The 22,967-nt window shown below is 43.0% G+C and carries 21 protein-coding genes; 2 read left to right on the top strand and 19 right to left on the bottom strand.

Annotated features, from left to right (window positions below):
* Nucleotides 1-13: 13 nt before the first annotated feature.
* From dnaG to B7P33_RS16470, 5 genes are all read right to left on the bottom strand, one after another.
* Complete coding sequence (dnaG, locus tag B7P33_RS16490; protein WP_097443324.1) at nucleotides 14-1,993, bottom strand: DNA primase; 1,980 nt, start codon at nucleotides 1,991-1,993, stop codon at nucleotides 14-16.
* A gap of 133 nt (nucleotides 1,994-2,126) precedes the next feature.
* Nucleotides 2,127-2,780: a porin family protein gene (locus B7P33_RS16485; protein WP_097443323.1), complete on the bottom strand. Its 654-nt coding sequence runs from the start codon at nucleotides 2,778-2,780 to the stop codon at nucleotides 2,127-2,129.
* Between the two features lie 150 nt (nucleotides 2,781-2,930).
* Entirely contained in the window at nucleotides 2,931-3,971 is a 1,041-nt protein-coding gene (locus tag B7P33_RS16480; RefSeq protein ID WP_097443322.1) for a porin family protein, read from the bottom strand.
* Nucleotides 3,972-4,051: 80 nt separating this feature from the next.
* Entirely contained in the window at nucleotides 4,052-4,804 is a 753-nt protein-coding gene (locus B7P33_RS16475; protein ID WP_097443321.1) for a hypothetical protein, read from the bottom strand.
* A 23-nt stretch (nucleotides 4,805-4,827) separates the two neighbouring features.
* On the bottom strand, nucleotides 4,828-5,409 hold the full coding sequence (locus B7P33_RS16470; RefSeq protein ID WP_097443555.1) for an RNA polymerase sigma factor: 582 nt from the start codon (nucleotides 5,407-5,409) through the stop codon (nucleotides 4,828-4,830).
* Between the two features lie 127 nt (nucleotides 5,410-5,536).
* Between B7P33_RS16470 and B7P33_RS16465 the strand changes: the two genes are divergently transcribed.
* Nucleotides 5,537-6,217 carry a 3-keto-disaccharide hydrolase gene (locus B7P33_RS16465; protein ID WP_097443320.1) on the top strand — a complete coding sequence of 227 codons (681 nt, stop codon included), beginning with the start codon at nucleotides 5,537-5,539 and terminating at the stop codon, nucleotides 6,215-6,217.
* Here the strand turns inward: B7P33_RS16465 and B7P33_RS16460 are convergent, their stop codons facing one another.
* From B7P33_RS16460 to rsgA, 10 genes are all read right to left on the bottom strand, one after another.
* The gene (locus B7P33_RS16460; RefSeq protein WP_097443319.1) at nucleotides 6,218-7,195 is read right to left on the bottom strand and encodes a polyprenyl synthetase family protein; all 978 of its coding nucleotides are present in this window, start codon (nucleotides 7,193-7,195) and stop codon (nucleotides 6,218-6,220) included. It abuts the gene before it with no gap.
* A gap of 598 nt (nucleotides 7,196-7,793) precedes the next feature.
* Nucleotides 7,794-8,834: a dual-specificity RNA methyltransferase RlmN gene (gene rlmN, locus B7P33_RS16455; RefSeq protein ID WP_172435978.1), complete on the bottom strand. Its 1,041-nt coding sequence runs from the start codon at nucleotides 8,832-8,834 to the stop codon at nucleotides 7,794-7,796.
* 62 nt (nucleotides 8,835-8,896) lie between these two features.
* Nucleotides 8,897-9,946: a tRNA preQ1(34) S-adenosylmethionine ribosyltransferase-isomerase QueA gene (queA, locus tag B7P33_RS16450; protein WP_097443317.1), complete on the bottom strand. Its 1,050-nt coding sequence runs from the start codon at nucleotides 9,944-9,946 to the stop codon at nucleotides 8,897-8,899.
* Between the two features lie 249 nt (nucleotides 9,947-10,195).
* Nucleotides 10,196-10,720, bottom strand: a complete 525-nt coding sequence (locus B7P33_RS16445) for an ORF6N domain-containing protein (protein ID WP_097443316.1) — start codon at nucleotides 10,718-10,720, stop codon at nucleotides 10,196-10,198.
* 266 nt (nucleotides 10,721-10,986) lie between these two features.
* Entirely contained in the window at nucleotides 10,987-12,219 is a 1,233-nt protein-coding gene (locus B7P33_RS16440) for a 3-phosphoshikimate 1-carboxyvinyltransferase (RefSeq protein WP_245871817.1), read from the bottom strand.
* Between the two features lie 140 nt (nucleotides 12,220-12,359).
* A complete protein-coding gene (locus B7P33_RS16435) occupies nucleotides 12,360-12,686 on the bottom strand; it encodes a nucleotide pyrophosphohydrolase (RefSeq protein ID WP_097443314.1) in 327 nt (108 codons plus the stop codon).
* Between the two features lie 4 nt (nucleotides 12,687-12,690).
* Nucleotides 12,691-14,700: a DUF3857 domain-containing protein gene (locus B7P33_RS16430; protein WP_097443313.1), complete on the bottom strand. Its 2,010-nt coding sequence runs from the start codon at nucleotides 14,698-14,700 to the stop codon at nucleotides 12,691-12,693.
* 26 nt (nucleotides 14,701-14,726) lie between these two features.
* Nucleotides 14,727-16,646: a DUF3857 domain-containing protein gene (locus tag B7P33_RS16425; protein WP_097443312.1), complete on the bottom strand. Its 1,920-nt coding sequence runs from the start codon at nucleotides 16,644-16,646 to the stop codon at nucleotides 14,727-14,729.
* Between the two features lie 75 nt (nucleotides 16,647-16,721).
* On the bottom strand, nucleotides 16,722-17,174 hold the full coding sequence (dtd, locus tag B7P33_RS16420) for a D-aminoacyl-tRNA deacylase (RefSeq protein WP_097443311.1): 453 nt from the start codon (nucleotides 17,172-17,174) through the stop codon (nucleotides 16,722-16,724).
* 3 nt (nucleotides 17,175-17,177) lie between these two features.
* Nucleotides 17,178-18,131, bottom strand: a complete 954-nt coding sequence (gene rsgA, locus B7P33_RS16415; RefSeq protein WP_097443310.1) for a ribosome small subunit-dependent GTPase A — start codon at nucleotides 18,129-18,131, stop codon at nucleotides 17,178-17,180.
* 183 nt (nucleotides 18,132-18,314) lie between these two features.
* Between rsgA and B7P33_RS16410 the strand changes: the two genes are divergently transcribed.
* The gene (locus tag B7P33_RS16410; protein ID WP_097443309.1) at nucleotides 18,315-18,764 is read left to right on the top strand and encodes a hypothetical protein; all 450 of its coding nucleotides are present in this window, start codon (nucleotides 18,315-18,317) and stop codon (nucleotides 18,762-18,764) included.
* 164 nt (nucleotides 18,765-18,928) lie between these two features.
* Here B7P33_RS16410 and B7P33_RS16405 read toward each other — a convergent pair whose 3' ends face one another.
* Genes B7P33_RS16405 through B7P33_RS16390 form a run of 4 tightly spaced genes read right to left on the bottom strand, consistent with a single transcriptional unit; the run spans nucleotide 18,929 to nucleotide 22,852 of the window.
* Nucleotides 18,929-20,011, bottom strand: coding sequence for a bifunctional 3-deoxy-7-phosphoheptulonate synthase/chorismate mutase type II (locus B7P33_RS16405; protein ID WP_097443308.1), 1,083 nt, complete (start codon nucleotides 20,009-20,011; stop codon nucleotides 18,929-18,931).
* A 9-nt stretch (nucleotides 20,012-20,020) separates the two neighbouring features.
* Nucleotides 20,021-20,881 (bottom strand): prephenate dehydrogenase, encoded by an 861-nt coding sequence (locus B7P33_RS16400; protein ID WP_097443307.1) that lies wholly within the window; start codon nucleotides 20,879-20,881, stop codon nucleotides 20,021-20,023.
* 1 nt (nucleotide 20,882) lies between these two features.
* Nucleotides 20,883-22,028 (bottom strand): pyridoxal phosphate-dependent aminotransferase, encoded by a 1,146-nt coding sequence (locus B7P33_RS16395; RefSeq protein ID WP_097443306.1) that lies wholly within the window; start codon nucleotides 22,026-22,028, stop codon nucleotides 20,883-20,885.
* Nucleotides 22,025-22,852 (bottom strand): prephenate dehydratase, encoded by an 828-nt coding sequence (locus tag B7P33_RS16390; RefSeq protein ID WP_097443305.1) that lies wholly within the window; start codon nucleotides 22,850-22,852, stop codon nucleotides 22,025-22,027. The genes B7P33_RS16395 and B7P33_RS16390 overlap by 4 nt, the downstream gene beginning before the upstream one ends.
* Nucleotides 22,853-22,967: the final 115 nt, after the last annotated feature.

Here is a 22,967-nt window from a genome sequence, read left to right as displayed (position 1 = left end):
TTTTGAGAATATGTTAAGCCATAACCCGGTTGAGCTTTTTACTCAAAATCTTATTGAGTTGGATATAACCCAAAACCTCTTCTAATATACCACTATTATCGGCTTCCGGGCCCTGGGCCAAATTGGCCTGAAGTTCAGAAATCTGCTTTTTTACGAGAACACAGCGTAGGGTAAGTATGGTCTCACTAACAATCTGGGCCACGCCCACTTCTTTTGATTTAGGATATATTTCTTTCTTTTCCCATTCGTGGAGTACATATTTTTCGTCTTCCATAAGAATGGATGAAATCTCTTCGACCAAGCCAATATCTTTATCGGAAAGGAACTGCCCCATATTAAATTCGGGGTTTTGGTTCATCTCCTGAACTATAAGTCCGAATATAGCTTGAAAATTGCCATGTGTAAAACCAATCTCGTCTTCTTGAAGATCCAAATAGATTTTCTCATACACTTTTGCCGATACCATTTCGGGTTCCAGAGCCAATTCCCCTTTATCGTCTTCTTTTAGAATCAGATCTTCGAATTCGGCCTCCATATTACCGTAGAGTAACAGCAACTCCAATATTTTGCGTTCGAGCAAGGCCTGTTGGTTTACCTGGGGGCGTTGGGGTTCGTTCTTAACCACCTCAAAGGCCTTTTCTTTGTCCTTTTTTGCCTCTTTTACCGCTGCATTAATTTCCTTTTTACGATTTTGGGCCAAAGTATTGAAAAGCACTTCTTCCGAAACATCGAGCATACGGGCACATTCCTGTATGTAGATTTCTTGTTTGATGCGATCGGGAATTTTGGAAATACTGCTTACGATATCGCGGACCGTCTCTGCCTTTTTAATGGGATCGTGTGCCGTTTCTGCAAACAACAAAGAGGTTTTAAACTGGATAAAATCCTTGGCATTGTTTTCCAAAAAATCCTTTACTTCTTCGTAAGAATGGTTTTTGGCATAACTATCGGGATCTTCGCCTTCCGGAAAAGTACACACCCGAACGTTCAGGCCCTGTTCCAAGATTAAATCGACCCCGCGCAACGAGGCCCGCATTCCGGCAGCATCGCCATCGAAGAGCACGGTAATATTATTGGTAAGCCTACCGATCAAACGGATTTGTTCGGGGGTAAGGGCGGTACCACTGGAAGCCACTACATTATGTATCCCCCTTTGGTACAATTGGATCACATCGGTATAGCCTTCTACCAAATAACAGACATCTTCTTTGGCAATGGCCTGCTTGGCATAATAGATACCATAGAGCACCTTACTCTTATGATAGATCTCGCTTTCGGGCGAATTCAGGTATTTGGCGGCCTTTTTATCGTTGGTAAGAATACGCCCCCCGAACCCGAGTACACGCCCACTCATGGAATGGATTGGGAACATGACCCTTGCCTTAAAACGGTCGAAAGTCCGCTGACGGTCCGTACCGGCCTCCTTTACGATAGTCAGGCCCGTTTTCTCCAAAAACTCCAGTTTGTAGCCTTTTTTTAAAGCAGCGTTGGTAAAACCGTCCCATTCGTCCAAGCAATAGCCCAAACCGAATTTTTCGATGGTTTCGGTGGTAAAACCCCGTTCCTTGAAATAGGTTAAGCCGATGGCCTTGCCTGGTTCGGAACGCCATAGGGTTTCGGAAAAATGTTTTTGGGCAAATTCTGAGACCAAGTACATACTTTCCTTTTCCGAAGCGGCAGCCTTATCTTCTTGGCTCTGTTCGGTTTCCTCTATCTCAATATTGTATTTCTTGGCCAAGTATTTTATGGCTTCCGGATAGGTAAAGTGTTCGTGCTCCATCAAAAAAGCGACCACATTACCTCCTTTACCACTACTAAAATCCTTCCAAATCTGTTTTACGGGCGACACCATAAAACTTGGGGTACGCTCATCGGAAAAAGGGCTAAGGCCTTTAAAGTTGGCACCTGATTTTTTGAGTTGCACAAAATCGCCGATAACCTCCTCTACCCGGGCGGTATCGTAAACGGCATCTATGGTCGATTTTGCAATCAAGGAAAACTGAAATTAGCGATAAGGTAGCAAAAATCGGAAAATCTGCCCGATAACTTCGAGTCCATACCAAAAAAAGGGAGGTGCTTTGTACGTTGCACCTCCCATTAAGCGTTGGATTACATGTTTCCGTTGTTTAGAAATAATACGCCAACCCAAAGAAAAATTGGGTGGTATTAAAATCGAGGCTGAACCGGTCTACCCTACTTTTTCCTCCATTTGGAGCTTCCGTTTTATGATGGCGATATCCCAAAAACCCTATTTGCGATTGAAAGGCAAATCTATCATTCAAAAAAACCGATACCCCCGGTGAGACGCCCACGGCACAGTTATCAAAGTTGTTTTCGCCATTTTTTTGTCCATTATCAAAGTGTTCTTGCTTTCCGGTTTCATAAGAAGCAGACCCTTTTAAGGTAAAATACAAAGGTTTCGCCACGCGGATATATTTTTTAACGAAGGGTGCAAAACGTAAACTGCGATAATTATCTTCTTGTTTCGAAATTCCATTATTATTCTTAGATGTATTGTAGACAAACCCTATCCCTGCTCCCAGGGTAAGTTGATCTGCTATGGCATAACCTAACTCGGGCATTAGTGAAAGACCAAAACTATTTAAGTCATTATCAGATTGCCCGGAATCGGTATACGAATCGGCAAAGGATAGGGCCATATTTCCGCTTAATTCCCAAGTACCTTTGTTAACATAGAATGAATTGGGTTCACTTTGGGCATAGGCCATAAATACGCAAAGAAAATAGCTTAAAAAGCCAGGTAAAATCATTTTTTTCATAGTGATATGGATTTAGATTGTTTGCCAGAACGAACCCAAAATCCATACCACTAAAGTCTTGATAATGTATATTTAACCCCTGCCTATAGAAGTTTACAATTGTTTAACGCCTCTGAGTAAAAATATCATTAGACGATGTTTCTCTTTACATTAAAGGCTCCACCTTAAACCAACGCCAATATTACGTTGTTCCACCGTTTGATTTTTGAAAAGCGGGTTAAGGTCGTACTTTACATATAACTGTACATCGCCCCAGCCCATATAGCCTGACAGGCCATACACAAAACTGTTTACCTGATAACTGTTCTCCCGTTTGTCTTTTACGTTATCGCCATCTTTGTTGTACTTCAACTTTTGCATGGTACTTAGGTTAAACCCGGCATAACCACCAAGGCCCAACCTAAACCTGCGATAGGTGCTGTAGCGAATTCGATTGTCGTATTCCCGATATTTAGACGGACCAATTTCGAAATACACCGGGAATACAAGGTTGTCCATACGCAGTTTGGCCTTATCGAGATCGTATTCGAATTCTTCCAATTCGATCTGTCCATCGTTATCCACAAAATATTTGTTATCGTCGGGTTTCAATCCGTTGAATTGAAAGGAGAAACCATAGTTAAGCCGTAACCAGTTGGAGTGTTTAAAAACCCGGGTACGCCAGGCCAGACCAATATCGAAGAAGCGGCTACCCCCGATCTTGTATGGGGTATCGTTAAAAGACTCCCCATCGATGATAGTATTGTTAAAACCAGCGGCCATAACCACATCTAGATAGGTACGACGGTCATAGACCACCTTATCGCAGCAACCTATATTGGAAATACGGATATAGAGGTTGTCGTCTTCTTCGTACACCCATTCGTTAAAATCTTCTTTTTCCTCTTTTTCTTCTTCATTTCGGGTATGGATGGCGATTTGACTATCAAGGATCAATATGCGATCTTCAATGTTGAGGGCATGTTTTTTTGCGGCCTCCTCTTTGAGTTGGGTTACCTCTTCTTGAGTGATCTCGCCACGGTCGAAACGGGCATTGATGTCTTCGAGCATTTTTTTTAAGGCTTCCTTTTCCTCTTGGATGATAGCTTCCTTCTTTTGCTCGTACACCTCTTTGTTGACGGTCGTTTGGGCAAAAACACCCCCGAAGACCAAAAAGAGTAGGGTTACGGTAAATACTTTTTTGATTGTCATTGATTTTTGATTTTAATAAGCCTATCCCTCCCCGTTTTGGGGAGGTTTGGCCTTAATGATTGATGAATATGGCTGATTATTTAATCTCGGTCGGCTACGGCGGTCTTTACCTTGGTATAGCCGTCTTTTAATGCTTCAAAAACTTTATCGCGGAACGAACGATCCATTTCGTATTCGGCTTCCTGAAGCAGTGCCATGGCATCTACTTTATTGGAAGCATCGAGAATACGATCGGCCAAGATTTCGTTTCGGGCCTTTTTTAAGAGGGAATCGAGTTCGGTATCGGTCACTTCGGTTTTATGCTGTACTTCCCAATCTTGTACCGCCAAAAGTACTTCTTGCACTTTTTGATCCACTTGGGGTCGCAATGCCTCTGGCAACTTTTCATTTTCTGGCCCATTATCGGCCAATTGGGGCTGGGTCTCAGTCGTCGGAAGTTTTTTCGTCTCGGGTGCCTGCTGATCAACGGCCAATTTCAATTCTTTTTTTACCGCAGCTTCTGGGGAAGATCCCACCAAAGCTTCTTCAGTCTTCACCTGTTCCTCATTTAGCGGTTCTGATTTAATTTCATTTTTTGAGTTAATATCCTTTACAGCTTGGTTTACGATTTGCTCGGTGCCCTTGGGCATTTCTTCCGAACCACGACTACCGTACCAAACCAATACCCCGGCCAACATAGCGGCTGCCAAATAAAACAGCCAACGGTTGTTTGATGTTTGGTCCCTATCCGTATTTAATTCGGACGCAATTTTATCCCAAGCTTCATTGCTGGGTTTTATCTCGCGATCCTCTAGGCGCTTGCGTATATTATCTTCAAAATCTATCGGTGCCATAATTTATTTCCGTACTAATTCCTTCATTTCCTTCCCGAGGCATTGACCCGTTGGGCCCTTTGTCCTTGAAAATCCTTCATCCAATCTTGCAAAAGCCTACGTGCCTTAAAAAGCTGGCTTTTGGAGGTGCTCTCCGAAATACCGAGCAACTCGGCAATCTCAATATGTTTGTATCCTTCTACGGCATACAACACAAAAACGGTCCTATAGCCTTCTGGCAAGGCATCTATCATGCGTTGTATATGGGCCACATCTAAATCGGTCTCCATATGTACAGGGGTCGTTTGTTCCAGCGTGTCGGCATCAGGCGAAAAGATCATTTTCTTCTTTTTGTTATGATAGGCGATACACTCGCGTACCATGATCTTTCTTATCCACCCTTCAAAACTGCCTTGGTGCTTAAAACTACCCAAGTGCGTAAACACCTTTAAAAACCCTTGCACCATAACATCTTCGGCAAACTGTAGGTCTTGGATATAGCGCCGGCAAACCCCCAACATTTTAGGGGCATATTGCTGGTACAACCTATGCTGCGCCTCACGGCTCCCTTGGGCCGCTTTGGTTATCAGATGTTTTTCATCCTTGTAAAAAGAAATCAGTTTCACGAGTCTCACGGTGTTCTATAGGTATAGAGCAATCATTTATCAAAAAGGTTGCCTAAGGTTGAAAAAAAATGCGGATTTTTAGAAAAAATCGAATTCGGACTCTTTTTCAGAAGTAATTCCAGCACCCATGAAAACAAAAATAACCTTTCTTCTACTAGTGTTTATGGCCTTGAACGGCATGGCACAAAAGTCAGTAAACTTATTCAACGGAAAAGACTTGTCCGGCTGGCACACCGATATTCCCAATCAGGATAAAAAGGCCGACCTACCTCCTTCTTTTGTGGTCAGGAACGGGAATTTGGTGAGTATGGGCGAACCTAGAGGGCATTTGATTACCGATGCTGAATTTGAAAATTACCGCTTAGAAGTACGGTATCGTTTTGTAGACAAACCCGGAAATTGCGGTGTTTTGGTACACGCCTCTACCCCGAGGGCTTTATACGGTATGTTCCCGAAATCTATAGAAGTGCAAATGAAACATAAAAATGCGGGCGATTTTTGGTGTATCGTAGAAGATATTACCACAGATGATATGGAAGCCCGGCGCGGTCCCAAGGAAAAGTGGGGTATTACCGAAGGGAAGAACCGGCGTATCAAAAACCTAACCGATGGCTCTGAAAAACCTTTGGGGCAATGGAACGAGATGACCATTATCTGTAAAGGCGACGAGATTACCGTTTGGGTAAATGGTGATTTGGTAAACCATGGTTTTAAGGCTACGGCCCAAAAGGGAAATATAGCCATACAGGCCGAAGGGGCCGAGGTAGAATTCAGTAAAATCGAGTTAACGCCCTTGGCAGGAAACTAGTTACTTTTTACGATCGACCACATAGTCTACCATAAGTATCAAGGAAGCTTTATACGGAGAATCGGGGTAATCGCTTAGCAGTTCCAGTGCCTCTTCTTTAAAGGCCAACATTTTGCCCTCGGCATATTCTAAACCACCGTTGTCCTTCACGAATTGGATTACCTCTTTTACCCGTTTTTTATTTTTGTTGTGGTTTTTTACCGAATTGATCAACCATTTTCGGTCTTTTTCAGAACAGTTGTTCAACACATAAATTAAGGGCAATGTCATTTTTTGCTCCTTTATATCGATACCGATAGGTTTACCAATAGTGGCCTCGCCATAATCGAACAAGTCGTCTTTGATCTGAAAGGCCATACCGATCAACTCCCCAAAGCGACGGAATTTTTCCACGGCATCGGAATCGGGTTTTACCGAGGCGGCACCCATACTGCAACAGGCCGCGATAAGGGTGGCTGTTTTTTGACGAATGATCTCGTAATAGACCGCTTCGGTAATATCTAAGCGACGGGCTTTTTCAATCTGTAATAGTTCGCCCTCCGACATTTCCTTTACGGCCGTAGAGATAATTTTCAGCAGATCGTAATCGTCATTATCCAAGGACAGCAACAAACCTTTGGCAAAGAAATAATCGCCTACCAAAACAGCGATCTTGTTTTTCCAGAGGGCGTTTATCGAAAAGAAGCCCCGGCGTTTATGGCTATCGTCCACTACATCGTCATGCACCAAAGAGGCCGTATGGATCAGTTCGATGATTGAGGCACCCCTATAGGTACGCTCGCCCACCTCGCCATTATTGAGCATTTTGGCGGTTAGGAACACGAACATAGGGCGCATTTGCTTCCCTTTTCGGTTAACGATATAAAAGGTAATGCGGTTAAAAAGGGCCACCTTGGAGGACATGGATTCGAAGAACTTCTGTTCAAAAACCTCCATTTCCCCTTCTATGGGCGCTTTTATCTGATCAACGATCTTCACGTAAGGATAGCCATTAGTCTTAGGAGCCGTAAAAGTAGGTAAAAATGTGGTGGTACCAATGGATCAATGTACCGATGTATCAATGTGCCGATGTAACGATGTACCAATTTAACAATGTACTGATGTGACAATGGAGCAATGGAGTAATTTGAAAATGTACCAATTTGAAAATTTGAAAATGAGGTGGGAAATTTGCGGTCCCATTTCTCTTAACTCATTTGGTTGTAAAAGTATTTATGGTTTATTGCTGGATGGTTTATTGTTTAATTTAAGAAAGAATTCTCTGTGAAACTAGGCTCTTCTCTGTGGAACGCTGTGAAATAGTACCGTTTAAAATCAACGCAAGCATTCGTGAAATTGGTGAAATTCGTGTCAGCATGTGATAAAGTACCAATTTGAAAATGTGTCGATTTGAAAATGGGACAGGATGTTCGAGGTACGTGGTTGGAGGGGCGTACATATGCTTAACTCTTAACCCATAACTCATAACTAGTTTGTGGAATCGTGGAATCGATTTTTTTGAGGTAAACCAAAACCCGCTATCCAAAGCCCAGTTTAATTTCAACTTTCGACATTAGACATTAGACTATGGACACCTCTATGTCTTATTGGCCAACTGGCCGCAGGCGGCATCTATATCTTGTCCACGGGAACGACGGATGGTTACGGTAATCCCCGCTTTTTCCAGGGCTTGCGTATATTGTTCCAAAACCTGTACCGGGGCTTGCTGGAACTCCCCGTCGTCAATGGGATTGTATTGGATAATATTGACTTTGGCCGGCGCAAAGCGGCAAAATTTGATCAAAGCATTGATATCGGCCTGGGTATCGTTTACCCCTTTCCAAACCACATATTCGTAGGTAATACGGCTTTTGGTCTTGGCATACCAATACTGCAAGGCCTCGCGTAATTGGGTCAGGTCCATTTTGGCATTGAAAGGCATAATACGCGTACGTACCTCATCGCGCGCCGAATGCAGTGAAACCGCCAATTTGAATTTAACGGCCTCGTCGGCCATACGTTTTATTATCTTCGGAACACCCGAGGTTGATACCGTAATTCGGCGGGGCGACATACCCAAACCAGCGTCTTGAGACGTAATTTTCTCTATGGCCTTGAGTACATTGTTATAGTTCATCAAGGGTTCGCCCATACCCATAAAAACGATATTAGACAAAGGCCGATCATTATATAACCTGCTTTGCTGGTCTATAGTAACCACCTGATCGAAAATCTCATCCGGATTTAGGTTACGCATACGTTTTAAGCGCGCCGTAGCACAGAATTTACAGTCGAGACTACAACCTACCTGGCTAGAAACACAGGCCGTGGTACGGTTTTCTGTAGGAATCATGACCGATTCTACGATTAAACCGTCATGCAGACGAACTGCATTTTTTATAGTACCGTCGGTACTGCGCTGCATTTGGTCTACCTCTATATGATTGATGGTAAAATGCGTATCGAGCTGTTCACGGGTGGTTTTAGAAAGATTGGTCATATCGGCAAAAGAGCGTGCCCCTTTTTTCCAGAGCCACTCATACACTTGGTTGCCCCGGAATGCCTTATCGCCCCGAACTACGAAAAAGTCACGTAAATCGGCTTTGGTCAATGCCCGTATATCTTGCTTCCCTCCCATAATAAATACAAAACCCCTTCAAAGATAGGATTTTGAAGGGGTTCGTTGTTTCTCTTGAGCGATTAGATAATCAACATGGCATCGCCATACGAATAGAATTTATATTGCTCCAATACCGCTTCTTTATAGGCACGTTTCATAAGATCGTGGCCCATAAAGGCAGAAATCATCATCAATAAAGTCGATTTTGGTAAGTGGAAGTTGGTAACCATACAGTTCGCGATACTAAAATCGTAAGGCGGGAAAATAAATTTATTCGTCCAACCTTCGTGGGTATTCAAGGTACGCTCAGATGAAACGGCGCTCTCCAGTCCGCGCATAACCGTGGTGCCAACGGCACACACCCTTCTTTTCTCTTTTTTGGCATTGTTCACCACATCGGTGGCCCTTTCGTCGATCACCAATTCTTCGCTATCCATTTTATGCTTGCTCAGATCTTCTACCTCAACTGGGTTAAAAGTACCCAAACCAACATGTAGGGTAAGTTCGGCAAAGTCGATGCCTTTGATCTCTAAACGCTTTAACAAATGCTTGGAAAAGTGTAGACCGGCAGTTGGGGCCGCTACGGCACCTTCATGCTTGGCATAAATGGTTTGGTAACGCTCTTCGTCTTCGGGCTCTACATCCCTTTTGATATATTTTGGAAGCGGGGTTTGCCCCAGTTCACGTAGTTTTCTTCTAAAATCGGTATACGACCCATCGTATAAGAAGCGTAAGGTACGCCCTCTTGAAGTAGTATTGTCGATAACCTCGGCTACTAAACTTTCGTCTTCCCCAAAGTATAATTTGTTACCGATTCTGATTTTACGGGCTGGATCTACCAAAACGTCCCAAAGGCGTTGTTCTTGGTTAAGCTCACGAAGTAAGAATACCTCAATCTTGGCTCCGGTTTTTTCTTTGTTACCGTATAAACGGGCCGGAAACACCTTGGTATTGTTCAAGACCATAACATCGCCCTCATCAAAATAATCGATAAGATCCTTGAACAATTTATGTTCGATCTTACCGGTTTCGCGATGTATTACCATTAGCTTAGACTCGTCGCGGTTCTCGGCAGGGTACTCGGCCAATAGGTTCTCGGGCAATTCAAAATTAAAATTGGAGAGCTTCATGTTTTCCTTTTAGGTTTTACGGTCTACACCAAAGGGTTCAAGACCTATGTTTTATCGCTATAATCCGAGTTATTATGAGGTTCATAATAAAACCTTCGGATTTCGGCAGCTGCAAATATACATTTCCGATATAGGGGTTGTCAAGTAAAAGGGAAGAAATTTAAATTATCTAGCCATTGTGAAAGTACTTATCGATTTTTTAAATAGTAGTTTCGCCTATTATTTAAAGGGAATTGGCCCTGAAAGGACTCATTTTTTGTAACCAATCTTATTTCTTGGTTTTGAAGGCTTTTCAAGTTTAGTGTTTAGTTCATCTAAATAATTAAAAACCAACTCAATATTACTACTTTGATTAGCCAGCTTCTTTTTGATGGACTCTATTTCCAGTTTGATACTTAGATTATCGGTCAACATTTCACGAAGCCTTGTAAATACCCGCATAATTTGAATGTTAACCGCAATTGCCCTTTTACTTTTCAGAACACTGGATAACATGAGTACCCCATGCTCCGTAAATACGTTAGGAAGTTTTCTTCTACCACCCCAACTAGATGCTGTTTTGTGAGCTTTCAAGGTTTCCCACTCAAATTCGGTTAATTGAAACATAAAATCTTCAGGGAACCTATCCATATTCCGTTTAACTTGTTGGTTCAGCACCCTGGTTTCAACGCCATACAATTCTGCCAGATGGCTATCTAGCATTACCTTACAATCGCGTATGTAATAGATTTTATTGGCAACTACTTCGTCAGGTATTATCTGTTTTTCTGCCATAACACATTAAATACGCTTTAATAAATCTTGATATCACAATTTGTGACATCAAGATAAGACAAAACTATTTTGTAGTATTTATCTTTCATTAAAGAAAGCTAAATAGCAGAAATAAATCGATTTAAGTTGCCCTACAATCACGGAATAAATTAACTAACCAATAAGGTTGTTTTCGAAGAATGAAATATATCTTAGTGGGCATAAAAAATCTAGGGAGAGCCACTCATTCTTCATAGATAGAGTGGTCGCAATTACATTTGACACAACTACACCATTACCACCCCTAGCCCTAATTTTTCCATATCGGTCCAAAAATCGGGATAGGATTTAGAAACCACCATGGCATCTTCTACGTACAAGGGCACTTTAAACGCCAAAGGCGCAAAGGCCATGGCCATACGGTGGTCGTGGTAGGTAGCGATACTAACCCCTTCATTGATTTTTGTCGATGGTTTTAAGTGCAGGCTCTTATCGGTGACTTCGATTTGGGCACCTAACTTACTTAATTCGGTTTGTAAGGCCTCCAGGCGATCGGTTTCTTTGATTTTTAGGGTATGTAGGCCCACCAAATCACAACTAATCCCTAAGGCAAAACAACTCACCGCTATGGTTTGGGCTATATCCGGGGCATTGACCAAGTCGAGTTCGAGATGGGTGTTGGCCTCCGGCCTTTCCTTTTTTGTCAGTGTTAAGGTATCGTCGGCAAAGGTAGTTTCTACTCCGAAAAACCGGTAAATCTCCTGTAGTACACTATCGCCCTGTAGACTATCTTGGGTATACGCCGTTAGGGAAATACGGCTTCCTGCTTCAGCCAGGGCCATAATGCTATAAAAATAAGAAGCCGAACTCCAATCGGACTCTACCGTCATGTTCGTGGTATTTACCCCTTGTTTGGGCCATACCTGAATGGTATTGCCCTCGAAATGTGTTTTTACCCCTATTTTATCCAACAGACGCAAGGTCATTTTTATATAAGGCACTGAGGTGATTTCCCCTATTAATTCCAAGGTCAGTCCATTTTCGAAATGAGGGGCGTTCAGCAATAGGGCCGAAATATATTGGCTACTGATGTTGGCCGGTAAACTTACCCACTCTTTAGTCATCTTGTTCCCTTTGATCTTCAGGGGCGGATAGCCTTCATTAGCCGCATATGAGATATCGGCACCTAGATCTTGAAGCGCCTCTACCAATACTTTTATGGGGCGTTCCTTCATACGGGGTGAACCTGTTAACAGCACTTCCCTACCCGCTTGGGTAGCAAAAAAGGCCGTGAGAAAGCGCATGGCCGTTCCGGCATGGTGTATATCCACTTCACCTTCCGTTTTACCCAATCCGGCCTGCATAACCTGGGCATCGTCTGAATTGGATACATTGTTCAGGGCAACATTGGGAAACAAGGCTTGTAACAACAACAATCGGTTGGTCTCGCTTTTAGATCCAGTAATTACGATATCGCTATTAAAACGCAGATTTTCCGATGGGGTAAGGGTAGCTTTCAAAAAATGGGCTTTTGAAGGGTTCACAAAATAAAGACCCAAAGATATTGAAGTTGTACAAACTAACATCCTTGGGTCTTAAAATGCCTATAAACCGGCACAATTGTCCTTATTTTTGTTAAGGAAATTCAGAGTTTAGGGCATTATTTCAATTTTTCATTATTGTGATGCCTATCATGGTCCCTTTTGGCTTTAAAATCCATCTTTTTATCAAAGGAGGCCTGTAGATCTACCCCAGTTTGGTTGGCTAGGCAAAGTACCACGAAAAGTACATCGGCCAGTTCTTCGCCTAGATCTTTGCCTTTGTCAGACTCTTTTTCACTTTGTTCGCCATACCTACGGGCAATGATCCGGGCCACTTCGCCCACCTCTTCGGTAAGCTGTGCCATATTGGTAAGTTCGTTAAAATAACGCACCCCATGTGCTTTGATCCAATTATCTACCGCTACTTGGGCGTTTTTGATATCCATATCGCTAGATTTTGGACAAAACTACCTTTTCGGTCTGTTTTTCGACTACTTTTTTATAGAATTCTTTGATATGCGGGTACTCCATCGCCGGAATTACCGCCTCGTTGAATCCGAGCTCCGAAAGCACCTGAATAGACTTATTACCTTTAGGAACCACCCGCATCGTAAACTTACCCATATTCTCAGGTAAAGAAATATTTATCGCTTCAGGGATGCTTTCTATTTGATAACCTTCCGGAATCGTTATTGACATTACGTGTTTATCTTGCCATGGGTATCCAAAATCAATAGGATATTCCCTTTGATCGCGTTTAAATACATTTTCCTCATTGGCAAACCAAAGTAAGGGCGAAAAATACATTTTGTCCCCAATAAGTTCTACCGATTCTTCGGCCAAAACTTCGAAAACCTCAGTAACCGGTTTATTCTTATCGGTTTTGTCACGCACCTCATAGTTTTCAATTTCCACGCCTTTATACTTCTCTTCCAAATTCCCTAAATAGGTTTCCTCATCAAGCTCGTTATTGTTCACCCTAAAGCCGTAACCTACATAATCTTTACAAATACGACGTATTTTACCTTCGATGACACCCTCTCCATCCAAAGTACCATTCATCATAATTATCTCTCTTGACACATAAGACGGAATCATGGAAATTGGCTCGGAAACACCCCCTTCCTTTACGATTCTACCGGCCCAGTTAATGGTTCGTACCGGAAGCATATTCGGTTTGGTATACTTGCTGGTGGCATCCAACAACAATTGTTTACCATCTGCCTCTACGGTGGCCACCACATAATCGAATCCTTCTTTTGTAGGAAACAGGGGAATTCCATTGTTTCGGGTACTGACCAATACGGGATCAGAGTTTAAGCCTGCCGCCCGTAGCATAGCCACCATGGTAAGGTTAATATCGGCCACATTTCCAGATTTAGTCTCATAAGCCTTTTTGACCCCTTCATCGGTATAATAGCCGTAGGTCCCATTCCAGGTCATATTCTTTTGAACATGATTAAAAACGGCCAAGGTTTTTTCGGTTTCCGTATTCAATCCGCCCAAAATGGTGGCCAAATCGTCTTTAAAGTATCGTTTTCGATCCAATTGATCCCCGAAAGAAGAGGCGTCATATATATCCTTTACAATATCTTTCCAGGTCGTGGTATAGTTTTCAATGGCACTATTAGGAAATTTTGTGTATTGCAACTCGTAGTTGATCGCAGAACGATAGTTATCCATACTGTTCACAAAAGGTTCTTCCTTAAGGGCCGGAACATCCTGCATCTTTATATCGACCACGTTCATATTCACGGTAATATTGGTAACCACCCGTTCGGTTTTAACCCCACCGGCATCAGCATTTCTTCTATAACTCAGCTGCATCTGTTTAGAATCTCGCGAAGCTTTCGGGTTAATAGGTAAGTACCCTTTCATAAGAGGTTTAAAGACATAATATTCAGGTATGGCCAATTGGACCTCTTCCTTTTGTATTGGTATATTGTATTGTAAATCTATTTCGTCAATAAGCCAAGTAAACGGCGAACCAATAGTATATTGATACTCAATAATGCTTCCCTCCTGCAAATTGGGCATGGTAAACTTCTTTACCTGCCAATTCTTGTTTTTCTTTTCACTGATTAACTCACTATTCTTTAGCTTGGTCTTCTCTACCTTACCATCTACCAAATTATAGGTATACGCCTTAAAACCATAGGCGGTTTCTTCCTCGCCCGATATTTCGAAAAGCCCTTCGGTTATCGTGGCAAAATCAAAGCCGTCTTTGTTATATAATTTGATTTTTTCATGAATAAAAGTCTCTTGTATAAAACCACCTCCAGGGGATGTTTTATAGGACACCCGCACCCTACGATAAAGTACCGCGGCATCTGCGGTTGAATCTTGGGGGTAAAACTTTTGTTCCAGTTCTTCTTTGGAAACCTTTCCGAATTTTACTTCTTGGGCCCTAAGCCCCATGGTTGTTAGACTGCAAAAAAGCAGTAGGGTCAAAAAACGCATAGTTGTTGGTTTTGGAAAATTATTACTTAGGATTTGATCAAGACCAGTTTCGATTTCTCCAGCTTGGCCACGGCGCGCCGGAAACTTCGGTAGTCTTTATATTTTTCTTTGGGGTACGAACCGGCCCTGATCAGTATAGATCTTTGAAACCTAACTTGGCCATTATCTTGTTTTTCAAGGGTTAATTCGTAGGTGCCGAATTCGCTTTCCAAAGTCTTGTTTTCGGGTAGTGATTCAATGGTATAGCCTTCGGGAAGGGAGATCGTATAAGAATCGGTATCTAGATACCCGCGTTGCAGCTCGAATGGCAATTTTCGATTTCTATATCTTTTGGGTACATGGGTATTGCGACTCAGTACACTGACCGGAAATAGTAATCGGTCACCGGAAATGGTACCGAAACCTGCCGCTTCTATATCGATTTTTTCGGTAAAGGCCACCCCACTTTTATTATTCTCAAAGGAATTGGCCACCAATTTTAAGTTGTTGATATACGACCAATAGTCTTGATAATGTTCCAAAACCTCGTCTGCATCGGTTTCTTCTAAATGGAACCTATTGTCGTATTGCACTCCTTGGGTTTCGATCGTACCCTGGGCTTTTAGGCTACCATCGGCCTTAAACTGTACTTTGGCCTCGGTAAATTGTTTATTATCACTTTCAAGGTAAGCAGGGGTTTTTACGATCTCACCGCCTTCAGGGGTAATTACGAACACCTTTCTGTCGTCGGTAAAATCGCCAACAAAACCAAAGGGATGTACTTGGCTGGTGCAGTCGATCCAAGTGTAACCTTCATCTGTAGGTATGGCCAATATGGCATGGTTTCCCTGTTCCAAACTGGGAAAATCGGATTCAAAGTCCACTTTATCCCTGCCGGCCTCTACATGCACATAGTAACTGGTTACCCCAACGGCATCGAGCATGGCATGGGTATAATTCGAAAGGCCCTTACAATCGCCATATTTAACCCGGTCGACCTCATCGGCGGCGATGGGTTGAATTCCCCCAATACCAACTTGGACACTGATATAGCGGGTATTGTTTTGCATATATTCATATACGATCCGCGCTTTTTCTAGATCGGAATCGGCATCTTTTACCAAATGTTGCAATTTATCCTTTAAGGCTTCCGGAATTTCATCTCGCCCATTTAATATATTGGAATGCATCCAAGTACCGAGATCCGACCAAGTATCTACCTGGCCCGTATAGCCTTCATAGTTGAATTTTGGTATGCGAACCAAGATTTTAGGGACTAATTTGCTAAAATCAGGGCTCATTTCCTCATGCCTAAAAGCTTTAAGGTCCTTGGCTTCAAAAGAGACGCCATTCGATAAAGTCGTTTCTGATATATCGTGATCTACCCAATTCAGTTTTTTTATAACCGGCTGCATACTTGGGTCGGAACAGCTTATCTTATAGCTGCTTTTTTGGGTACTTACCCCATAGCCATCCATAAAGTACCAATTGGGAACAAAGACCGTGTTCTTGGTTTGGGTCTCTTTTTCGATGACCACGGTGTAAGGGTATGCCGTTGGTGTATAGTCTAAAAATTTTACTCGAGAATCGGAATACAAGGTGCCGCCTTGGACCGCACTAACATCTTTGAAGTCACGCATTTTTACTTTCTTCACTTCCTTCCCGAAAGCATCATAGATAACGGCTTCAATCTTTTTTAACTTTCTCGAATTATCATACCCTCCATACGCTTGAATAAATCGATTACCATTTCTATTGAGCACGGTAACAATACGTTTAGAGCGTAAGACCAAATCTTGAAGTGATCGTATTTCGACTTCCATCTGATCGAGACGCACTATGGCATCGGCATTCTCCTTAAGATCTTCGGGAATGAGTAAGGCCTGAAAGTTTATTTGATCTTGGGCAACAATAAAATAGGGTAGTATACTGCATATAAGCAGCAATAACATGGTTGGGGAACGCATGGAGTTAGTTGGATTAGGTTTCTATCAAATTTCGATAAAAAAACCAAATCCCGGAAATAAATTAGACCAAATGCACTATTGCTTATCCTTGGAATCCAACCAGATGGTCACAGGGCCATCGTTACAGAGCTCCACCTGCATATATGCACCAAAAACCCCTTTCCCTACTGGTCGGCCCAGCAGTTGTTCGGCATCGTTTAGAAAACGTTTATAAAGTGGGTTCGCCACTTCAGGTTTCGCAGCTTTAATGTAGGATGGGCGGTTCCCTTTTTTAGTGGAGGCCTGAAGGGTAAACTGGCTCACCACCAACAAATCGCCACTTACATCTTGTAAAGAAAGGTTCATGACCCCATTGCCATCATCGAACACCCTGAGGTTTACGATTTTTTTGAGCAACCAATCGATATCTTCTTGACCATCGGCATTTTCTATCCCCAAAAGCACTAAAAATCCGGTTCCGATTTTCGATACCAGCTCCTGCTCTACCGTTACACTCGCATGGGAAACCCTTTGTACCAATGCCCTCATTACTTATTGATTTTGACCATAAATATCGGTTCGGTAGGTATCGGCATCTTCAGTAAGCATTTGTACATACGAACGATACCTACTCCAAGAAAGTTCATCGTTTTCCAATGCTGCCTTTACGGCACATTTGGGTTCTTCGAGATGCAGGCAATTATTGAACTTACATGCCGACTTCAATTCGAAAAACTCCGGAAAGTAATCGCCGATTTCCTCTTTTTCCATATTCACCACCCCAAATCCCTTGATACCCGGGGTATCGATAATTCGTGCCCCAAAATCGAGGTCGAACATTTCGGCAAAGGTAGTGGTATGTTGTCCTTGGGCATGTTGTTGCGAAATTTCGGAAGTACGCAGATCCAGTTCAGGGGCAATGGCATTGACCAAGGTCGATTTGCCCACACCCGAATGACCGGCGAACATACAGAGCTTATCTTGCATCATTTCTTGCAAACGGTCTACATTTTTTCCGGTTTTGGCCGAGACCCCCAGACAGTCGTAGCCGATCTCGCGGTACATATTGGCCAAGAACTTTACATCGAGTAACTCTTCCTCGTCGTACATATCCGATTTATTGAACAACAACACCGCTTTCACATCATAAGCTTCACAAGTGGCCAAAAAACGGTCGATAAAAACGGTATGGGTCAAAGGATCGCGAAGGGTAACCAATAAAAACACCACATCGAGGTTGGCCGCGATCACATGGGTCTGTTTCGATAGGTTGACCGATTTTCGTACGATATAGTTCGTTCGGTCCAAGATCTCGTGGATTACCCCGATTTCTTCATCACCCGTGGTTTCCAAACGTAGTTTAACTCGATCACCAACAGCCACCGGATTGGTACTTTTAATACCCTTGGTACGGAACTTTCCCTTTATACGACAGTCTACAAAGTCGCCACCATCGGTTTTCACGGTGTACCAGCTTCCTGTACTTTTATAAACGGTTCCTGTCATAAACGAATGTATCGTATCTTAACCACAGCCTTGGCCATAGGCGGGTAAATCTGAAAACTGGGGCAAAGTACATACTTTTCAACCGAACATAAAAAGATGTTGAAATTATTCGACACCACACATACTATTTTGGCATTAGATTTGTTAAACCCATAACTCAATTCAATTTAAATCCTATACAATATGAAAAACTACGTTTTGGCCCTAGCCTTATTGGTTGTTGGTCTTGTTGAAGTTAATGCACAGTTGGAGTATAAAGTAATCACTTCGGTAGAATCTATAGTTCCGAACGGTTTGGGCCGTTCTCGATTGATCTCTGCCAATGAAGACAAAGATTACACGCAATACACCAGTAGTCAAACTTCTGAGGACAATTCGCGTAACAAATCGAGCCGTAAGGATATTCGAGTGAAGGACTTTGAGGAAACGAAGCTTTTGAACTTCTTTAATATCGGGGGCATCCGTTTTCAGAACATTGCCGCCAATGATGCTTTGATTACCTCTAAGATCAACACCATGATCGCCGAGGGTTGGGAACTGGCTTTTGTAACCAGTGCCGTAGAAAGTGATAGCGGTAAAGGTGATGGGCAAGGTATTTTCATTACCCGTTACATCTTTAAGCGAAACAACTAATCTGTAGATCTCACACAAAAAAAGCGGCCGAAAAGCCGCTTTTTTTATAGCTACAAATGCCTAATACCATTTCAATATTGAGATGGTATAACTTGAGTTCCCTCACTCCCATCCCCCCCTCTAGAAACAAGATGGGGAGCTCAGAATTCACAAGCTATACTAGCTTATCCGTTGATGATCTTCTCTTGGTGGTTGATCGATTCTTGGTGGATGGCCTTGAACATTTTCAAAACGAATTCCTCACTTAAACCGTGTCCTTCACCTTCCAAGATCATTTTACCCAAAATGGCGTTCCAACGGTTGGTTTGTAATACGGCAACGTTCTTTTGTTTTTTCAACTCCCCGATACCATCGGATACCTTCATACGTTTCCCCAACATTTCGATCAGATCGTTGTCGATCATATCGATTTGTGCCCTAAGGTTGCCCAATTTTTTGTTGTATTCTGCCTCGGGATCGGTTTCTTTACGAATGGTAAGATCTTTCATGATCTGCACCAAACGCTCTGGGGTAACCTGCTGGGCGGCATCACTCCAGGCATTGTCTGGATCGTGGTGGGTTTCGATCATTAGCCCGTCAAAATTAAGATCTAAGGCCTCTTGCGAAATATCGAAAACGAGGTCTCGTTTTCCGGCAATATGCGATGGATCGTTTATAATCGGTAAATCGGGGAACTTACTTTGAAGCTCGATGGCCAATTGCCAGTTGGGGTTGTTACGGTATTTGGTTTTCTCGTAAGTAGAGAACCCACGGTGGATTACACCCAAGTTCTTGATATCGGCCGTATACAAACGCTCAATACCACCCAACCATAACGAAAGATCTGGGTTTACCGGGTTTTTCACCAATACGATCTTATCGGTACCTTGAAGGGCATCGGCTATTTCTTGAACTATAAAAGGACTAACCGTAGAACGCGCCCCGATCCATAATAAATCTATATCGTGCTCCAAGGCCAACTCTACATGATTGCGGTTAGCCACCTCGGTAGCGGTTTTCATTCCGGTTTCTTCCTTTACTTTTTGCAACCATTTAAGCCCCAAGGCACCAACACCTTCAAAGTTTCCGGGACGGGTACGTGGTTTCCAGATTCCGGAACGGAAGTAGTTTACATCGGTATCTTTAAGGGAATGGGCAATTTTCAACACCTGTTCCTCGGTCTCGGCACTACAGGGTCCGGCGATTACCAATGGGTGGTCCAACCCTAGGTCATCGAGCCATTTGCGCATTTCTTTCTTGTTTTCCATTTTCTAAAGCTATTTGTTAAGTATTGGTATTCCGTTTAATATATCTTTAATTCTATTGGTCGCTTCCATTTCGTTGTACATGCCTTCAAAATCGCCTTGTTCAACCAAGTTTTTAAAGGCTTGTAGGTTTTGGATGTATTCGTTCAAGGTTTCTACCACATTGGTTTTGTTCTGCCTAAAAATAGGCGCCCACATAGCAGGCGAACTTTTGGCCAAGCGTACGGTGCTTTCGAAACCGGAACCGGCCATATCGAAAATATCGCGTTCGTTCTTTTCTTTCTCCATAACCGTTTTCCCCAACATAAAGGAGGAGATATGCGACAGATGCGAAACATAGGCAATGTGCTTGTCATGTGCCACCGGATTCATATAGCGTACCCGCATCCCGATTTCCCGAAAAAGTTCCAAGGCCTTTTCCTGCAACTTAAATGCCGTTTTCTCGACCTCACAAATGATCATGGTCTTTCCGGCATATAAACCTTCAAGGGCAGCCGAAGGGCCCGAAAACTCGGTACCCGCTATAGGGTGGCAGGCCAAAAAGTTACGTCGCTTCGGATGGTCGGCCACCAAGGCACATATCTGTTCTTTGGTAGACCCCATATCGAGTACCAAGGCATCGTCTGGAACCGCATCTAAAATGCCGCCAAGTTCTTGGGTAAGGGCATCTACCGGTATCCCAATAATGACCCAATCGGCCTTTACAAGATCGGCCCTAGTGGCTTTGGCATCGATAAGACCTATTTCCAAAGCTTCATCTAAATGCCCTTCATTTATATCTATACCGTGAATGGTAGCCTCCGGATGTTGTTTTTTAATATCCTTGGCCAACGACCCCCCTATTAATCCGATTCCTATGATAAATACCTCCATCTTAAAAACGTGCTATGGCTTCTTTAATCTTTTCTTCGGACACGCAGAGCGAAAACCTGATATAGCCTTCCCCATTGGAGCCAAAAACGGTACCCGGGGTAATAAAAATGCTTTTATCGTATAGGATATCGTTAATAAAGGCTTCGGCATCGGTAATACCTTCAGGTAATTTGGCCCAAACGAACATTCCGGCCGCACTGGCATCATAGGTACAGCCCAGGGTGTCTGCCAATTGCAGGATCAGTTCCTTTCTTCGGTCATAAATCTCATTGAGTTCCTGAAACCAGCTTTCGGAGCTGTTTAGGGCCGCAATGGCTCCTTTTTGAATACCGTAGAACATACCGGAATCCATATTACTCTTTACCTTAAGTACGTCGGTAATATATTTTTCGGCCCCCATGACCATTCCCACCCGCCAACCGGCCATATTAAAGGTCTTGGACAAGGAGTTCAATTCCAAGGCCACATCTTTGGCCCCTGGAATACTAAGAATACTCATAGGTTCGTGGTTCAGCACAAAACTGTAAGGGTTATCGTTCACCAAAAGTATTTCATGTTTTTTGGCAAAGACGACCAAGCGCTCCAACTGCTCGGTCGTGGCCTTGGCACCCGTTGGCATATGCGGGTAACCCAACCACATTAGCTTAACCCTAGATAAATCACTTTTTTCCAAGGCCTCTAAATCCGGGAACCAATTGCCTTCTTCATTAAGGTCGTAGAAAATAGGTTCGCCCCCCACCAATCGGGTTACCGAAGCATAGGTTGGGTAGCCCGGATTGGGGATCAACACCCCATCGCCCGAGTTTAAAAAGGCCATACTAATGTGCATAATGCCTTCTTTAGACCCCATTAAGGGTAAAACCTCATGGGCACTGTTCAGATCTACCCCAAACTTGGCGTGGTAAAACTCGGCAATGGCCTCGCGCAATGCAGGAAGTCCTTGATAACTCTGATATTGATGGGCCCCATCGAAGGTTACCGCTTCTTTAAGCGCTTTTAAAATAGGCTCGGAAGGTGCCAGATCAGGACTACCGATACCCATATTGATAATGGGCCTACCGGCCTGCATCAATTCCCGTACTTCCCTCAATTTTTTGGAGAAGTAGTATTCTTTTACGGTAGCTAACCGTTTGGCCGCTATATTCATAGACGTGCGTTTTTATATTCACCCAATACCCTGAACTCCTCGGCCATGATCTCTAAAAGCGACTTGGCCTTATGGAAACGTTCGTAGCCATTGAAGGTCACATCGACAAAGAAGGCATATTTCCAAGGATGTTCGATAATAGGTAGGGATTGTATTTTCGTTAAATTCAAATTACAGTCGCTCATCACGTTCAATACGGTAGCCAAACTGCCCCGTTTGTGATCTAGAACAAAGCGTACCGAAGCTTTATTGATTTCCTCTTTCGGCAATTCCTTGTTCTGCGTTTTCACGATAATAAACCGTGTCGCATTGTTTTTAATGGTCTGAATTTCCGGTGCCAAAATCGATAGGTCGTAGAGCTTGGCGGCCATTTTGGGGGCAATGGCCCCTACTTTGGTCAACTGCTCAGCCTGGATCCTACGTGCAGTTTCGGCAGTATCTACATCTTCGACCAACTTAATATGACGGTGCTGCTTTAAAAAAGTCTTACACTGCAACAGCGCCATAGGATGGGTACGTACCTCTTCAAGATCTTCGATAGATTGCCCATTCAGAGCCATTAGGTTATGATGGATACTGAGATAAGACTCCCCGATAATATGAAGGTTATTATGGTACACCAGATTATAATTTGGTATAATAGAGCCGGCGATCGAATTCTCAATGGCCATAATACCTTTATCGGCCCTTTTCTCTAAAAGTGAATCTACCAAGGCATCGAAAGAGAGACATTCTACCAAAGAAATGTCCTTGCCATAGAAATCGTTGGCCACCTGATGGTGGTTAGATCCCCTTACCCCTTGTATCGCAATGCGTAAACTCATTTACAAACTCTTTTAAACAAAAAAAGTCCCGGTTTTCTCCGGGACTCTTCTTTATATTTCCAATCAACTATTGGCTATAACGGTCCCGTACCTCTCTTAAAAAAGAAGTAAAAGT

It is taken from the genome of Sediminicola luteus (assembly GCF_002514735.1).
In the GTDB taxonomy this organism is placed as follows: domain Bacteria; phylum Bacteroidota; class Bacteroidia; order Flavobacteriales; family Flavobacteriaceae; genus HQA918.
The sequence above is the reverse complement of the archived record's forward strand: the minus strand, read 5'-3'. Positions and strand labels throughout refer to the sequence as shown.

Coding starts and splice junctions, on each gene's coding strand:
- queA (WP_097443317.1), bottom strand. CDS start 9,946: ATGAAGCTCTCCAATTTTAATTTTGAATTGCCCGAGAACCTATTGGCC.
- B7P33_RS16400 (WP_097443307.1), bottom strand. CDS start 20,881: ATGGAGGTATTTATCATAGGAATCGGATTAATAGGGGGGTCGTTGGCC.
- B7P33_RS16395 (WP_097443306.1), bottom strand. CDS start 22,028: ATGAATATAGCGGCCAAACGGTTAGCTACCGTAAAAGAATACTACTTC.
- B7P33_RS16425 (WP_097443312.1), bottom strand. CDS start 16,646: ATGCGTTCCCCAACCATGTTATTGCTGCTTATATGCAGTATACTACCC.
- B7P33_RS16465 (WP_097443320.1), top strand. CDS start 5,537: ATGAAAACAAAAATAACCTTTCTTCTACTAGTGTTTATGGCCTTGAAC.
- B7P33_RS16390 (WP_097443305.1), bottom strand. CDS start 22,852: ATGAGTTTACGCATTGCGATACAAGGGGTAAGGGGATCTAACCACCAT.
- B7P33_RS16405 (WP_097443308.1), bottom strand. CDS start 20,011: ATGGAAAACAAGAAAGAAATGCGCAAATGGCTCGATGACCTAGGGTTG.
- B7P33_RS16475 (WP_097443321.1), bottom strand. CDS start 4,804: ATGGCACCGATAGATTTTGAAGATAATATACGCAAGCGCCTAGAGGAT.
- dtd (WP_097443311.1), bottom strand. CDS start 17,174: ATGAGGGCATTGGTACAAAGGGTTTCCCATGCGAGTGTAACGGTAGAG.
- B7P33_RS16485 (WP_097443323.1), bottom strand. CDS start 2,780: ATGAAAAAAATGATTTTACCTGGCTTTTTAAGCTATTTTCTTTGCGTA.
- B7P33_RS16410 (WP_097443309.1), top strand. CDS start 18,315: ATGAAAAACTACGTTTTGGCCCTAGCCTTATTGGTTGTTGGTCTTGTT.
- B7P33_RS16445 (WP_097443316.1), bottom strand. CDS start 10,720: ATGGCAGAAAAACAGATAATACCTGACGAAGTAGTTGCCAATAAAATC.
- rlmN (WP_172435978.1), bottom strand. CDS start 8,834: ATGGGAGGGAAGCAAGATATACGGGCATTGACCAAAGCCGATTTACGT.
- B7P33_RS16430 (WP_097443313.1), bottom strand. CDS start 14,700: ATGCGTTTTTTGACCCTACTGCTTTTTTGCAGTCTAACAACCATGGGG.
- rsgA (WP_097443310.1), bottom strand. CDS start 18,131: ATGACAGGAACCGTTTATAAAAGTACAGGAAGCTGGTACACCGTGAAA.
- B7P33_RS16480 (WP_097443322.1), bottom strand. CDS start 3,971: ATGACAATCAAAAAAGTATTTACCGTAACCCTACTCTTTTTGGTCTTC.
- B7P33_RS16435 (WP_097443314.1), bottom strand. CDS start 12,686: ATGGATATCAAAAACGCCCAAGTAGCGGTAGATAATTGGATCAAAGCA.